We start from the raw sequence: 13309 nt of genomic DNA, 5'->3' as shown, positions 1-13309 counted from the left end.
GAACCCGCTGTCTGAAAGCGCCAGTCGCAGGTCAGGACCCCGGCGAGGTCTCGGGGTCGTCGCCGGCCTCCCGGCCGAAGCTTGTCTGCAAGGCCCGAAGCCGGCTGGCGATCTCCTCGTCTGAAACTTCCACCTTGAGGTGGTCCTGGATGTACTGGAGCCGGGCGTCGCATTCGCGGAGGATTTCGCCCCAGCATCGCACCCACACCGTATAGTTGGGCTGTCGCACCGCGATGCCGATCTCGCGTCCTTCCTGGGTGATCGCCTGTCCGACGATGTCGTCGTATTCGCCCACGACCAGGAAGAAGTTCCACCGCGTGTCGGTGTGCCGGAAGTCGGGCGCGCCGGCCAGGGCCAGGGCGTAGTCGGAAATCTGGTTGAGCATCTTGCGATCGGCCTTGGCCGAGGGCCGCTTGAGCTCCACGATCAGATACTCCCGCTTCTCTTGATGGGGCCCGGGGATGCTGCGGCCGAGCAACTGGTCGACCCGGCCGGTGCGACCGTCCGGCTTGGTGACCCGCCCGCCGGCGCGCTTCCCGCCCAGGTCCTCCGAGACCCGTTGCATCACCTTGGTCAAGCCCGCTTCGGGAACCGCGAGGTGAAACTGCTCGCCGAAGATCCAGGTGTTGTCCCGCACCAGCAGGTCCAGGCCGCCGCGTTCGCGGATGACCTTCTTGCCGTCCGTGTCGAACACCGCCTGGCGCAGCGTCTGGAGGAAGGCGATCCGGTCCGCGATCAGGCTGGACGCCGCGATGATGTTGGACAGCTCGGTCTTCTTGAGCAGGGCCGAGAACTGGTTCTGCCGCTCCTTGGGGAGCCCCACCACGGCGTGCAGGATCTGGGTGAGCGAGTCCGGATTGTGCCGCAGCGCCTCACGCAGCAGGGTCAGGGTCATCCGCTTCAGGCCGGTGTCGGCTTTGCGGAACTCCTTGGAGTAGTTGGACACGGCGTAGGTCGCCATGTCGAACACGTCCCGCTCCCGCTGCTGAAGCGTATCGGTCGGGTCCCCCTCGTAAGGATAGGCTCCCGCGGCCTTGAGCTCCTCGATCAGGCGTCCGGCCCGCTCGTGGCCGCGTCGGCGGAAGTGCGCCTGCGACTGATCGCGGACCGCCTCGACGACCTTGGCGAAATCGCCGTCGGTCAGCTCCAGTTCGAGCAGGTTGTCGGCGGCGAGTTCGACGAAGAAGCTGGAGGTCGCGTAGATCGAGAAGGCGAAGTCGGGCGCATTGATCCGCGCCGGCTGCGAGCCGAGTACAATGCCATTGTCGCCGCAGAAGTGGATCTTGCGGCTGTCGATCGGCGTCGACCATTCGACGATGTCGAGCTTCACGTCGCGGATCGTCCGGTCCTTGCCGACGATGGGCGGCAGGACGACGGAGACGGCGTCGGCGATCGCCGTCGACGGATCGATCCGAGCGCCGTCGTACCACAGCTCCAGCTGCGGGTAGAGCTTCAGATACTGGGCGAAGATGGCGGTGAACTGCCGGCGCTGCTCGTCGGTGATTAGGGCGTCGAGGTTCTGCTTCAGCGGATGCAGCGACACCGAAACGCCCGGGGCGCCGATCGCCGGCTCCGGATCGCCGATCTCGGCGGTCTCGATGGCTTCGGCGCGGATGTCGATCGACAGCTGTTTGAGACCGTCCTCGCTCGCGTACCGCGAGGTCCAGCGGGCGCGGTCGGCCAGGGAGAAGAACCGCAGCCGACCCCGTCCCTCCTTGCCGTGGTAGGCGCGGCCGCTCGGCGCGGCGGAGCGTTTCCAGGATTCGCCGAGTTGTCCGAAGTCCCGGTCCGCCCGGTCCGCGCTGATCCCCTCCCCGTCGTCGTTGACGATGATCTCGTCGACGCCGCCCAGCGCCGTGCGCCGAAATTCGACATGGACGCGCGTGGCGCCCGCGTCGAAGCCGTTCCACACCAGTTCGGCGATCGCGCGCAGCGGCTCCGTCGTGCGGACGACGGTCTCGATATGGTCCTGCTTGGCCTGAAGCTGAACGCGATGGGTCGCCATCAGGCCGCCAGCGGCCGCGACGCCAACCAGCCCTTGTCCTGCAGGACGTCATAGGCCAGTCGCACCTGCTCGGGCGAGAACTGACGCTTGCGCTCGCCCCAGGCGTAGGTCTCGGACACCGCCGCGTCCGCGCTCCCGGCGTCCAGACGGGTCGCGACCCAGTGCACGGTCGCCAGAAGCTCCAGGCCGAACGGCGACTCGAAGCCCCCGACCAGGTCGGTCACGCGCTCGAAGCGCGCCTGGGTCTCGGGGGCGTCCTTGAGCTTGGCCTGGGCGTCGACGACCGCGCCGGGCACCAGCTCCAGCCGCTTGGTGGGCGCGTCGCCGCCATCGGCGTAGCCGGACAGATAGTGGCTTTCGACCTCGCGCAGGACATGCCGGAGGTTCTCGGCGTAGGGCCCGTAAAAGGCCTGGGCGTAGCGCAGCTTCAGCGGTTCGCCGGCCTCCTGCATGAAGTACATCAGCTTGTGAACCTCGAGCAGGCTGACGAACGGGTCCAGCAGGCCGTTGAGATATCGGTCGACCAGCCCGACCAGCGCCGCGCGGCCCGGCGACATCGCGGGCGCCGCGCGCGCCCTCGACATCGCGTCGGCCGCGGGCGCGCCGCCCGGCTCATAGACGATGACCTCGACATCCGGGACTGCCTCCAGGGCTTGCTCGATGCGCGGCCGCACCTGACGCCAATCCAGCCCGCCCAGGCCGCTGCCGAGCGGCGGAATGGCGATCGACCGGATCTTCCGCTCGCGGATCACGCGAACCAGGTCGATCAGGCCGGCGTCGATGTCCTCCATCCGGCTCTTGCCGCGCCAGTGGCGTTTGGTCGGGAAATTGATGATGAAGCGCGGCGTATCCAGGCGATGACGCTCATAGACGAACATCCGGCCCGGCTGGACCTCCTGCGCTTCGCACGCCCGCGCATAGGCCTCATAATTATCCTGGAACGCGTTCTTGAATTGCAGCGCGACGCCCCGGCCCATGACGCCGACGCAGTTGACGGTGTTGACGAGCGCCTCGGCGCCCGACTTCAGGATGTCGCCGCTGGTGAATGTGATCATCGCTCCCCCCTAGTAATACCACGTCGGCTGCAGATCGACGCGCGGCGCGTGGGCGGCGCCCCGCAGCCCGGCCTCCACCGCCAGCTTGACCGGCTGGTTCAACACCCCGATCCGCTCCACGAGGTCCCACGGGACGCTGTCGTGCAGGAGGAACTCGGCCTGCTTGCCCTCCCGGACCTCGGCGGCGGACCAGGCGTTGGACATCACCGCGTCCCACCGGATTTCGTCGAGCGCCTCGAGGCTGTCGCGAAACTCCGCATAGTAGGCGCCTGCATTCGACAAGGTGAACGCCCAGCGCCGCCCGTGAGCCTGCGCCCAATCCACCACCGTGCGAAGGTCGGCCTCCAAGTGGACGATTGGTTCCTGGCCGCCGCGGTAGTTGACCTCGGGATGATTGCCCCGGTGTAGCAGATAGAGCATCACCGATCTAGAACAAAAATAGAACGGGACATACTGGCCGACCGTATCGCCCGGATGGCAGCGCACCGGAGGTCCAGGCGCCGCGCCTTGATCGAGGCCATGCCGATGGCGGTGACCGGGCCGCCGGCGGCGATCATCCGGGCGTCGCTGAACAGCCCGCCCTGGCCGATGATCGTCGGCAGGTTGTCCATGTGGGTGATGTGATAGATTTTCGGGCGTGCCGGCGCAGGCATGGCGTGCGTGGTTCCCCCCGAGAAATGCGGCAAGTCCTTTGTCTGCCTGATTCGGACGATTGTCGTGCAGAAGCCGCCAGGGAGCAATGCGCGACCCCTTGCAAAACGCCGGCAAGCCTGCCGACCTGCCTGATCGGTCGCCCCCTCGACCGGACGGGCAGGCGCTGCCGGTCAAGCGCGTCTCAGAACCCGAAGTCGATCTGGGCCCCGGGGTCAGCCGGCCGACGCCGTGGCTTCCTGGGCGCAAGCGCAGGGGCCGCGACCGGGAGGCTCGGCGTGGGCTCCGGTCCGGAACTCGGACGCGGCATGGAGCGCGGCATGCCCGGCAACCTCGGCGCGCGGGCGCCCTTGCGCGGCGGGGGCGGCGGGACCTCGCCTGACCGGCTCCGCTTCCACTGGGTCAGTTCGCTCTCCCACCAACCCACGCGGCCCGGCGACACGCGGACGCGGCGCGGGAACGCGCCATCGCGCTCCATGCGCCAGGCGGTCGACCGGCTGATGCTGGCGATCCGTTCCACCTGATCCCAGGACAAAAGACGGTCGTCCCTGCCGCCGACGTCCGGCGCGCCCTCATCCACGGTCATCACAGATCCCCGCAAGCCTCTGGTCCGCCTCGTCTTCCAGGAGATCCCGCAGCAAGCGGGCGTCGTTCGCCGCGTCGATCGGGTCCCGCCGTCGCCAGGCCATCAGGACGGCTTTCAGGGCGAAACTCGCCGCAGGGTCGGCGAGACCCTGCGCCGCTGTGACATCGGCCCTAGCCACGACGCCGCCCCCGAGCGGCCGTCGGCGCCCCGGTTCGAACGTCGGTGATCTGGCTGCACGCCCAGTCGCGCAGCAGCCCGCGGGGATAAAACGGCTTGGAACGGATATGGCGGCATGGCGGTCCGTTCGACCCCGTCGACCAGAGCCGCGCGAGGCTCGCCGGCTTCAGCTGGATGCCGAGCTGCGACAGGAAGGCGGAGGCTTCAGCGCGCGTCAAAAGGTCGTCCGCGTCACCGGCGGCGCCCGCCTCCTGCCCGACCCCGAGCCCGATCATGGGTGTACACGCGGGCGGCAATGGCGGCTGTTGCGCGGGGCCTGCCCCGCCGTCAGCGCCAGGTAACAATCGATGACCGCGATCACATACGCCTGGGTCTCGGCGATGTCCGGAACCCGGCCGAGCCGCGCGACGCGGCCGGGCCCGGCGTTGTAGGCGCCGAGCGCGAGGCGCAGATCGCCGAAGCGCAACAGTTGTCGGGCGAGGTAGTCCGCGCCCCCGCGAAGGTTCTGGATCGGGTCGAAGCGATCGTCCACCCCGAGCTCGCGCGCCGTATCGGGCATAAGCTGGGTCAGTCCGCCCGCGCCCGCCGGGGACAGGGCCGCGGGTTGGTAGGCGGACTCGGTCAGGACCAGGGCGTGCAGCAGCTTCTCGTCCAGTCCGTGCGCCGCCGCCGCTCGCGCGATCTCGGCCTGGAAGGGCTGGCTGAGCGCGGCCAGGCGGGGCACATCCCCCTCCCCGGCGTCGGCCGGCGCCGATCCGGCCTCCGCCGTCGCTCGGCCGAACAGATCGCCGCCCGCCGCGCGCCAGTCGACGGTTTGGGCGGAAGCCGGCGCGCCCAGGGCGAGGAGCGCCGCCGCCCAAAGGATCGATCTCACCATCTCAGCACCTCCTGATAGACGCCCAGCACCTCAGAGCGCGCCACGGGCCCGAAATACCGGCTGTCGAAACTCCCGGCCGTGTCGCCGAGCAAAAAGAGTTCGTCCGGCGCGAGCCGTCGGCATCCGGACCAGCGCGGCAGGATTGCGCCGCCCCGATCACGGGAGCGGACCGTCCAGACGCCGTCTGGCGTCAGCACTTGCGCCCCTTCCACGCAGACGCGGTCGCCGCCCGCCGCGGCGACCCGTTTGATCAGCGCCACGTCCCCCGGCATGCCCAGATCCCCGAGATAGGCCCGCGCGGCGGCCGGTTGGGGGATGGCCACGACGACGCCGCGCTCGATCTCGGCGCCGAACCGCCGGGCGTACAGCCCCTCGGGCAGGCTCGGGCTTTCGTTGACGAGGGCCAGCGCCGGGACGTGTTGAGCGACCAGCGCCAGGCAGCCGAGGGCGAAGACGGCGACGCCTGTTACGCACCAGCGGTTTCCATTATCGAGCGGGCTCATGGCTGGTACGGCTCAAGGATAAGGTCACGGGTGATCATCACCCGCACGGGCGCGCCCGCTCGCAGCCGGATGGACGGGCGGACCTCCAGCTCCCGGTCGATCAGCCGGCCGCCGACGCGGGCGCCCTCGATGGCCGCCGCGTCGCCGGCGTCGCCGAGAAGGCCGCCGCCGCCCTCATCGTCGCGGGCGATCTGCCCGAGCGTGGTGATGGCCCCGGCGAACAGCGTCCCGACCAGCAGGGGAAACAGACGACGATCGACCGAACCCCGAACGCCGACGGCGCCCTGGGCGTCGACGCCGGGCTCGCCGGTGAGGACCAGGCTCTTGCCGTTGGGCAGGATGAGCCGGTCCCACGTCAGGAAGGCGCGCCGGTCTCCGTAGGCGCTCTCGCCCTCATGCCGCCCGATCAGCCGCGTTCCCTGCGGAAGCACCAGGTGGCGGCCGCTGACCGTGTCGTAGACGTTCTGGGTGACCGTGGCGATCACCGGGCCCGCGCGGGCAGTGTCGACCGCCGTCAGCAGGGCGGCGGGGATGATCGCGCCGGCCTTCAGTTCATACGGCGACAGGGGCGCGGTCAGGACGTGGCCATTGTAGGTGGCGCCGTAGTCCGCGCTGGCCGGAGGGACGCCGGTCGGAGCCCGGCGCTCGGCGCCCGCCGGGACCGCGGCGGCCGCCGCACCGTCGCGAACCTCGGCGAAGAACAGGCCGGACCGGCGCGCCAGATCTCCGGGCGCGGGTCCCCGCGGTTCAGACACGGGGCGATAGACGGGCGGGGCCGCCCGAGGCGGCGGTTCGGAAAGCTCGGCCGGCGCGTCGTCGACCTCGCTCGGCTCCGCCGATGAACGCGGCTCCGGCAGGCGGTCATAGGTGGCCGGCTGCTCGGTGACGACCTCGGCCGGGCGGACCACGCCGCGGGCCTCGTCCTCGCGTGCGGCCTCGGCGCGGGCGCGAGCGCCCTGCCGCAGTTCCGGCTGTACGACGAACGCCCAGGCCAGAGACCCGGAGATCAGGACCACGCCGCCGATGACGATGATCTGGACGACGGATTTGCGCAGACGCACCGCGCTCGGACGAGGCGCCCGGCTGGCGAGCTCCGGGGCCGGAGACTTGGGCGCGCGGGGCCCGGCGCCGTCGCCCGGCGTCAGCCCGGGGGCGGGTTGCGGGGGCGTCTCGATCATGGGCGGACTCCTTGAAGACGACGAATGCGGACCACCTGCGGCCTGCGATCGCCCAGTCGCAGTTCGGCGCGATCAAGCACGCGATCGACGATGAACAGGCCGCCGGCCTGCCGGTAGTTGACCAGCTGCGCCTCGCCGTCGGGCGCGATGGCGAACAGGGCGGGCGCCTCGTCGACCTGGAGGTCGGCGGGGAAGGCGATGAAGGTGCGCCGGCCGTCGTGGAACACGGCCGAGGGGGTCCATCTCGGACGCCGTCCCTGGGGTTCGAGCCGGTAGCGGGCGTCGAGCGGTCCGTCCGGCATTACGACCGGGTCAGGCACCCGCACGGCCGGTTGCAAGGCGACAGCGGCCGGCCCTGCGTCGACGCCCCCGGTCGGCGCGCTGTCCCAGGCGACGGCGGCGTTGAAGGCGTCGGCGGCTCCGCTGCGCAGATCCACCAGGTAGACGCGCTGGTTGGTGGTCAGGACCAGGTTGGTCTCCAGGCCGCGTTCGAGCGGCTTGATCAGGACATGGACGCGACGGTCCGGCCCCTCCCCCGACGCGACCTCGCCGATCTGCCAGCGGACGGTGTCTCCCGCCGCCTTGGCGATCAGGCTTTCCCCCGCGCCGAGCGTCAGGGTCGTCACCCGGAGCGGCGCGGTCCACACCTCGAACACCCGGCCGGGCTCCCAGGCGAAGATCTGGACGCCGCCCTGGAAGCGGTCGGACCGGGACGGCGCGCTCGCCGCGCTGTTGGCTTCGGCGATCGCCCTGCGGCCGGTCAGCGCCGGGAGCGCCGGCGCCGCGTCCACGGCCGGTCGCGGCGCCGTTTCCATGAGATAGGGCCGCGCCGCGTTCGCCTCCGGCGCCAACGCCAACGCCGCCGGCTCCGGCTCCGGCTCCGGCTCCGGCTCGTCCGCCGTGGTCGGCGCCGGCCCGTCCAGAGCGATCGGAGCCAGCGGCAGGGCGGACGCCTGGCTCAGGCTTGCGGTGGACGCCGCATTCGGCGCGACCGCGTCTCGCAGGATCGCGCAGCCGGACAGCAGGGCGCTCGAAAGCGCCAGGATCAGGACGCGTCGGGGGTCCATGACACATCCTCGATCTTCAATCCCAGGGGATTGCGCAGGAGTTCGGCCTCCGTGCGCGGCGGTTGCAGGGTGGTGGTGATCAGCGCGCGCCAGCGCTCCGAGCCGGCGGCCTGGCCGTTGACGAAACGGGTTTCGCGCCATTGCAGATCGAAGGTGCGGCCGGAGCGGCGCACCACATTGAGGATCTCGACGTTGACGGCCTCGCGCCCCGCCTCGGCGAAGGGGTCATGGGTCTGCGCCCAGGCGTTCAGGAAGCCCGCCGCCTTCGGCGTCAGAAGATCGTAGGCCCGCAGCCAGTTCTGCCGGATGACGATCGGATCGATCGACTTGGAGCGGACGTCCCGGACCCAGCCGGCGAGAGCGTGGGCGATCTGCGCCTCGTTGGGCTCGTACCGGCCGCCGATGGCGGTGATCCGCTGGGTCTCGCCATAGTCCGACACCTCCACCACGAACGGCTTCACCACGGCCCGCTCGGCCTGGACCCACCACCCCGCGCCGAGGAAGCCGGCCAGGGCCAGGTTGGCGACGGCGATCCGACGCCAGTTTCGGGCATGGGCCAGCGACAGGCCCATGCGGTCGTCCCACATCTGGCCGGCGCGACGCCACGGGGTCGCCTCCGGCGCGGCCGCCAGGGCCCGCTTCGGTCGGAAGAACGGATGCATCTCAGGTCTCCTCTGTGCGGAGGTTGGGGGACAGGACGCCGCTGGTCTCGCCCGCGGGCATCAAGGTTCGTCCGGCGTTGGCGACGAAGAAGGCCTGGAGCGCCGCCGCCCGCCCCGGCCGCCGCCCCTGTGCGGACGCGGAATCCGAGACGGCGATGGCGCGCTGGAAGTCCGACCGGGCGGCCCGGGTCTCGGCGTCGCGGACCGAGGCGGGCCGGCTGGCTCCGCCGCCCGGCGTTGCATCGCCCGACGCTGGATGGTCGGAGCCGATCTCGGCCTCGGCGGCGCCCGGGTGATGGGACCACGCCCGGGCCGGCTCCGCGACCCCCGGCCCGGAAGACGGAGTCGTGCCCGCCGGACGGACCGTCCCGGCGCTGCGCCGCGTCGATCCGTTGTCGTTCGAGGCCGGCGGCGTCGACGGCCCGCCGCTCCCTGGACCCGGCCCGACCGGTGGCGACGAGGGCGGCGCCCGTCCGCCGGTCGCACCGGCGGCGGCGCGCGCCGGTCCCGCAAGCCGCGCGGCGCCGCCGCCGATCAGGGCTCCGGCGCCCGCGATCCCGGCCGCGCCCAGGGCCCCGGCCCCACCCACGGCGAGCGCGCCGGTCAGGGCGCCGCCCGCCCCCAGAGCCGGGCCCCCGGTCACGAGGGCGGAAGCGAGGTTCGGGATGAACATCGCCAGCATCGCCAGGAGCATCGAGGCGACGAGGATGGTGAGGGCCTCGTAGATGTCCGGGTTGGTCGAGGGCTGGAGCTGATCGAACACGGTCCGCGCCCCCGAAACGACGATGGCGAGGGCCAGGACCTTGAGACCGGATGAGACGACGTAGCCGAGCGGCCTTTCAGCCAGGAAGGCGGATTTCGACCAGATGCCGAACGGCAGGAGGATGAAGCCGCCCAGGGTGACGATCTTGAACTCCAGCAGGGAGACGATGATCTGCAGCGCAAGGATGGCGAAGGCGAGCAGGATGCCGATCATGGCCAAGCCCAGGATCAGGGCGTCGGCCATGTTGCCGACCACGTCCAGGGGGTTGTCGACCGGCGCCGGGGTCTCGCCCAACGCCTTGACGATCTCCCAGCCCTGCTGGAGCACGGCCCCGGGGTTGAGGAACTCGGCCCGAGACAGCGAACCGCCTCCGGCGATGAGGCCCAGCTCCAGGAAGCCGGCGTAGATCGTCTCCGATAAGGCCTGCCAGTCGTTGATCAGCCAGGCGAAGACGCCGATGAGCAGCACCTTGCCGAAGCCGGCGGCCAGCACCTCCCGGTTGGAGGAGAGCGCCCACTGGATTCCGGTGAGGGCCACGACCAGCACGATCAACAGGCCGAACACGCCGTTGACGGCACCGGACAGGGCGTCGAAGCCCGCCGAGACGGTGTTCGAGAACACCACCATCAGATCGTTGGGCGTGTCCATGCTGACCGGGGCCATGACGATCAGTGCCGGGCGCGGGCGAACGGGTCGAAGGACGGCGCGCCGGGGACCGCGCCCGCGCCGGCCCAGCGTTGGCGGCGGGCCGCGTCGCCGGAGGCGCGGTCGGCCGCCTCCCGCGCCGTGGCCTCCGCCATCAGCCGCGACTGGGCCAGCATCAGGGTCCGCAGGGTCGCCAGGTCCTCGGCCAGAACCGCGAGCAGCTGATTGGTCGACTGCACGGCCGCGGTCTGTCCCGCAGCCGACTGGCTGGCGCCGAGCGCACCGGCCACCCGGGCGTCGCGGGTCCCGCCCAGCCGTTCCAGTTCCGCCGCCGTCCGCGCCAGATCCTCGGCGGTCCGCCGGGCGTTCGCGGTGCGCGCCCCGCTCTGCTCCAGCAGGCGCAGAACGTCCGCGCCGGCCAGATCGTCGGGATAGTAGGTCTCGAACTGGCGCTCCAGACCGCTGACCGAGGTCGCCAGCCCGCGCGCCGTGCGCGCCAGCTCGGCCATATCCCGCAGCGACTGGCTGCTGCCCGCCAGATGGCTGTAGGGCGAGGCGGCCAGGCTGCGGGCCTCGTTGGCGAGGCTCTCCAGCTGGCGGGCGGCCTGCAGCGCGTTCTCCAGGTGATTGCGGGGGTCGAACACCACCTGCTGGGCGCCGGCCGGAACCGGCGCCGCCAGGGCGAGGAAACCGGCGACGGCCAGGCCGGTCGCCCTATTCCGCCGCGAGCGGCGGGTCGAAGGCGTCGAAAACGGAATCCACATTCTGCACTCCCTTGGCTTTGAGGAATTCGCGGGCGAAGGCGGCCTCGCCGGATCGGGCCAGGACGTCGTCGATGAGGGTCTGGTCCTCGGGCGTCCCGGCGCCGCACAGAGCCAGGGCCACGCCCGTCAGGCGCAGGTCGAACAGCCGACGGCCCCGAGGCTGCCGCCAGTAGTAGGACCGCTTGGGCGGGGCGAAGGCGATCAGCTCCAGCTGGCGCCGGTTCAATCCGAAGCCCCGGTAGAGCGCGGCCGAAGACGGCTCCATCGCACGCGGGTTCGGCAGGAACACCTGGGTCGGGCAGCTCTCGATCAGGCTGGCGGCGATGGCGGAGGCGGCCACGTCGTCGAGGCTCTGGGTGGCGAACATCACCGCCACCCGCTTCTTCCGCAGGGTCTTCAGCCACTCCCGCATCTTCGCCGCGAAGGCCGTCTCGCCCAGGAACAGCCAGGCTTCGTCCAGGATCAGCAGGGTCGGCCGGCCGTCGAACCCCTGCTCCAGCTCGCGGAACAGGGCCGAGAGCACCGGGGCCACCGCTGACGGCGTGGCCATCAGCGTCTCGAGCTCGAAGGTGTCGAACCGGCTGGTTCCCAGCGCCGCCCCCTCCCCGTCCAGCAAGGCGCCGTGCGGTCCCTTCAGGGTGAGGGGTTCGAGGGCGGCGGCGACGGCGCGATCCTGCACCAGGGCGCAGAACACCGTCAGGGTCCGTTGAGACACCGGCGCCTCGGCGAGGGCCGCGAGGGCCGCCCAGATTTCCTCGCGCACGCGGGGCGTGGGTTCCAGCCCGGCCAGCCGCACCGTTTCGGCGAGCCATTCCGAGGCCCAGGCGCGCGCGTCGTCGCGATCGATACCCGCCAGCGGCTGGAGCGAGAGGCCCGCGCCCGGCTCCATGGCGCGCCACCGCCCGCCCGCCGCCAGGGTCGCGGCCCGCGCGGAGCGGCCCTTGTCGAAAAAGACCACGCGCGCGTCCGGATACCGGAACCATTGCAGGGCGAGGAAGGCCAGCAGCGCGGACTTTCCCGAGCCGGTCGGTCCCACGACCATCGCATGACCGACGTCGCCGACATGAAGCGCGAGGCGGAACGGCGTCGATCCGGTTGTGCGCGCCGTGGCCAGGGGTGGGCCGTCGAGGCAGGCGTCCTCTGACGGCCCCGCCCAGACCGCCGAGACCGGCAGCAGGTCGGCCAGGTTGAGGGTGGACACCAGCGGCCGGCGGATGTCCGCATAGGGTTCGCCCGGCATCGATCCGAGCCAGGCTTCCACGGCGTTGAGGTCTTCGATGCGCGCCATCAGACCCTGGGCGTTGAGCGCGGCTTCGATCGCGCGGGCCTTGGCCGTCGCGCCCTCCTCGGTCGCATCGAGGACGGAGACCGTCAGCGTCAGATAGCCAAAGGCGCAGCTTTCCGCGCCCAGCGCGGCGAGCGCGCCGTCGCACTCTTCGGTCTTGGACGCGGCGTCGGTGTCGAGGAGCGGCACCTCCTCCTTGGTGATGGCCTCGCGCAGCAGCACGCCGACGCCCTTGCGCTTGGCGAACCAGCGCTTTCGCAGTTTGACGATCTCGCGCTCGGCCTCGGGCTTGTCGAGCCCGATCCAGCGCGCGGTCCAGCGGTAGTCGAACGGGAGGGCGCCCAGGGCGTCGAGCAGACCCGGCCGGGTGACGGACGGCAGCCCGCGCACCGAGACCACCTTGAGCCACCGATCGCCGAGCCTGGGCGCAATTCCCCCGGTCAGGTCCGCGTCCGCCAGCCAGCCGTCCAGGAACATCGGCGTCTCCGGCGGGCGGACCTCGAAGGACCGGGGGGACACGCAGTCATGGAGCCAGGAGAGAAGACCGGCGTCGTCGAGCCGGCGGATCTCCGGCAGGCCGTCCGACAGCAGGTCGAAGACCGCGTGTGCCTCCCGGGTGAAGGCGTCGAGCGCCACCCGCCAGTCGGCGCCGCTCCTGGCCAGACCGTCGAACAGCCAGCGCTCAAGGCGTCGGGTCTCATCGGCGGGCGGCAGCCAGGTCAGCGCCAGCCGGTGGTCGGTCTCGAAGGCCGGATCGGCGGTTTCGAACCGGCTGCGGCGTTCCTCGTCGAGCAGCCAGGCGACGCCGAGGTCGAAGTCGCTTTGCGGATAGGGCGCTGCGGCCCGGCGGTGCGCCTCGACGTGAAGGCACCAGCCGGTGCCCAGCCGGCGCAGGGCGTTGTTCAGGCGCGCGCGGACCGCCATCAACTCCTCCTCGGTGGAGGATTCCAGGTCCGGCCCGCGGAAGCGGAAGCCCGCCAGGAAGGAGCCGTCCTTGTTCAGGACGACGCCGGGGGCGACGAGGGCCGCCCAGGGCAGGTGGTCCGCGAGGGCTGCGGGCCGGCGCCGGTATTCGTCGAGAAACCGCATCG

At 71.3% G+C, this 13309-nt stretch carries 12 protein-coding genes and 1 pseudogene; all 13 read right to left on the bottom strand.

The window, feature by feature from the left end; genetic code table 11:
* Positions 1-31: 31 nt before the first annotated feature.
* Positions 32-2005 carry an ATP-binding protein gene (locus ACTIEF_RS15850; protein ID WP_439473096.1) on the bottom strand — a complete coding sequence of 658 codons (1974 nt, stop codon included), beginning with the start codon at positions 2003-2005 and terminating at the stop codon, positions 32-34.
* Positions 2005-3060, bottom strand: a complete 1056-nt coding sequence (gene darG / locus ACTIEF_RS15845; protein WP_439473095.1) for a type II toxin-antitoxin system antitoxin DNA ADP-ribosyl glycohydrolase DarG — start codon at positions 3058-3060, stop codon at positions 2005-2007. The genes ACTIEF_RS15850 and darG overlap by 1 nt, the downstream gene beginning before the upstream one ends.
* A 9-nt stretch (positions 3061-3069) precedes the next feature.
* Positions 3070-3671 (bottom strand): annotated as a pseudogene (gene darT / locus ACTIEF_RS15840) (type II toxin-antitoxin system toxin DNA ADP-ribosyl transferase DarT).
* Positions 3672-3895: 224 nt separating this feature from the next.
* Entirely contained in the window at positions 3896-4297 is a 402-nt protein-coding gene (locus ACTIEF_RS15835; RefSeq protein WP_045811749.1) for a helix-turn-helix transcriptional regulator, read from the bottom strand.
* A 170-nt stretch (positions 4298-4467) separates the two neighbouring features.
* Positions 4468-4749 (bottom strand): hypothetical protein, encoded by a 282-nt coding sequence (locus ACTIEF_RS15830; RefSeq protein ID WP_045811751.1) that lies wholly within the window; start codon positions 4747-4749, stop codon positions 4468-4470.
* Entirely contained in the window at positions 4746-5351 is a 606-nt protein-coding gene (locus tag ACTIEF_RS15825) for a lytic transglycosylase domain-containing protein (protein WP_185224142.1), read from the bottom strand. Before ACTIEF_RS15825 ends, ACTIEF_RS15830 begins: the two co-directional genes overlap by 4 nt.
* On the bottom strand, positions 5345-5854 hold the full coding sequence (locus tag ACTIEF_RS15820; RefSeq protein WP_185224143.1) for a S26 family signal peptidase: 510 nt from the start codon (positions 5852-5854) through the stop codon (positions 5345-5347). The genes ACTIEF_RS15825 and ACTIEF_RS15820 overlap by 7 nt, the downstream gene beginning before the upstream one ends.
* Entirely contained in the window at positions 5851-7032 is a 1182-nt protein-coding gene (locus ACTIEF_RS15815) for a TrbI/VirB10 family protein (protein WP_439473094.1), read from the bottom strand. Before ACTIEF_RS15815 ends, ACTIEF_RS15820 begins: the two co-directional genes overlap by 4 nt.
* Positions 7029-8099: a TrbG/VirB9 family P-type conjugative transfer protein gene (locus ACTIEF_RS15810; protein ID WP_439473093.1), complete on the bottom strand. Its 1071-nt coding sequence runs from the start codon at positions 8097-8099 to the stop codon at positions 7029-7031. Before ACTIEF_RS15810 ends, ACTIEF_RS15815 begins: the two co-directional genes overlap by 4 nt.
* Positions 8078-8761, bottom strand: coding sequence for a conjugal transfer protein TrbF (trbF, locus tag ACTIEF_RS15805; RefSeq protein WP_185224146.1), 684 nt, complete (start codon positions 8759-8761; stop codon positions 8078-8080). The genes ACTIEF_RS15810 and trbF overlap by 22 nt, the downstream gene beginning before the upstream one ends.
* A 1-nt stretch (position 8762) precedes the next feature.
* Complete coding sequence (gene trbL / locus ACTIEF_RS15800; RefSeq protein ID WP_439473092.1) at positions 8763-10187, bottom strand: P-type conjugative transfer protein TrbL; 1425 nt, start codon at positions 10185-10187, stop codon at positions 8763-8765.
* A gap of 5 nt (positions 10188-10192) precedes the next feature.
* On the bottom strand, positions 10193-10933 hold the full coding sequence (locus ACTIEF_RS15795) for a conjugal transfer protein TrbJ (protein WP_439473091.1): 741 nt from the start codon (positions 10931-10933) through the stop codon (positions 10193-10195).
* Positions 10884-13307 carry a conjugal transfer protein TrbE gene (gene trbE / locus ACTIEF_RS15790; RefSeq protein ID WP_439473090.1) on the bottom strand — a complete coding sequence of 808 codons (2424 nt, stop codon included), beginning with the start codon at positions 13305-13307 and terminating at the stop codon, positions 10884-10886. Before trbE ends, ACTIEF_RS15795 begins: the two co-directional genes overlap by 50 nt.
* Positions 13308-13309 lie beyond the last annotated feature (2 nt).

It is taken from the genome of Brevundimonas sp., assembly GCF_051858995.1.
Lineage (GTDB): Bacteria > Pseudomonadota > Alphaproteobacteria > Caulobacterales > Caulobacteraceae > Brevundimonas.
Note: the sequence above shows the minus strand (reverse complement) of the source record. Positions and strands in the feature narration are given on the sequence as shown.

Bases quoted from the DNA above. Each gene is read 5' to 3' on its own strand.
- darG (WP_439473095.1), bottom strand. From the start codon at position 3,060: ATGATCACATTCACCAGCGGCGACATCCTGAAGTCGGGCGCCGAGGCG.
- ACTIEF_RS15795 (WP_439473091.1), bottom strand. From the start codon at position 10,933: ATGTGGATTCCGTTTTCGACGCCTTCGACCCGCCGCTCGCGGCGGAAT.
- trbE (WP_439473090.1), bottom strand. From the start codon at position 13,307: ATGCGGTTTCTCGACGAATACCGGCGCCGGCCCGCAGCCCTCGCGGAC.
- trbF (WP_185224146.1), bottom strand. From the start codon at position 8,761: ATGCATCCGTTCTTCCGACCGAAGCGGGCCCTGGCGGCCGCGCCGGAG.
- ACTIEF_RS15815 (WP_439473094.1), bottom strand. From the start codon at position 7,032: ATGATCGAGACGCCCCCGCAACCCGCCCCCGGGCTGACGCCGGGCGAC.
- ACTIEF_RS15810 (WP_439473093.1), bottom strand. From the start codon at position 8,099: ATGGACCCCCGACGCGTCCTGATCCTGGCGCTTTCGAGCGCCCTGCTG.
- ACTIEF_RS15830 (WP_045811751.1), bottom strand. From the start codon at position 4,749: ATGATCGGGCTCGGGGTCGGGCAGGAGGCGGGCGCCGCCGGTGACGCG.
- ACTIEF_RS15835 (WP_045811749.1), bottom strand. From the start codon at position 4,297: ATGACCGTGGATGAGGGCGCGCCGGACGTCGGCGGCAGGGACGACCGT.
- ACTIEF_RS15820 (WP_185224143.1), bottom strand. From the start codon at position 5,854: ATGAGCCCGCTCGATAATGGAAACCGCTGGTGCGTAACAGGCGTCGCC.
- ACTIEF_RS15825 (WP_185224142.1), bottom strand. From the start codon at position 5,351: ATGGTGAGATCGATCCTTTGGGCGGCGGCGCTCCTCGCCCTGGGCGCG.
- ACTIEF_RS15850 (WP_439473096.1), bottom strand. From the start codon at position 2,005: ATGGCGACCCATCGCGTTCAGCTTCAGGCCAAGCAGGACCATATCGAG.
- trbL (WP_439473092.1), bottom strand. From the start codon at position 10,187: ATGGCCCCGGTCAGCATGGACACGCCCAACGATCTGATGGTGGTGTTC.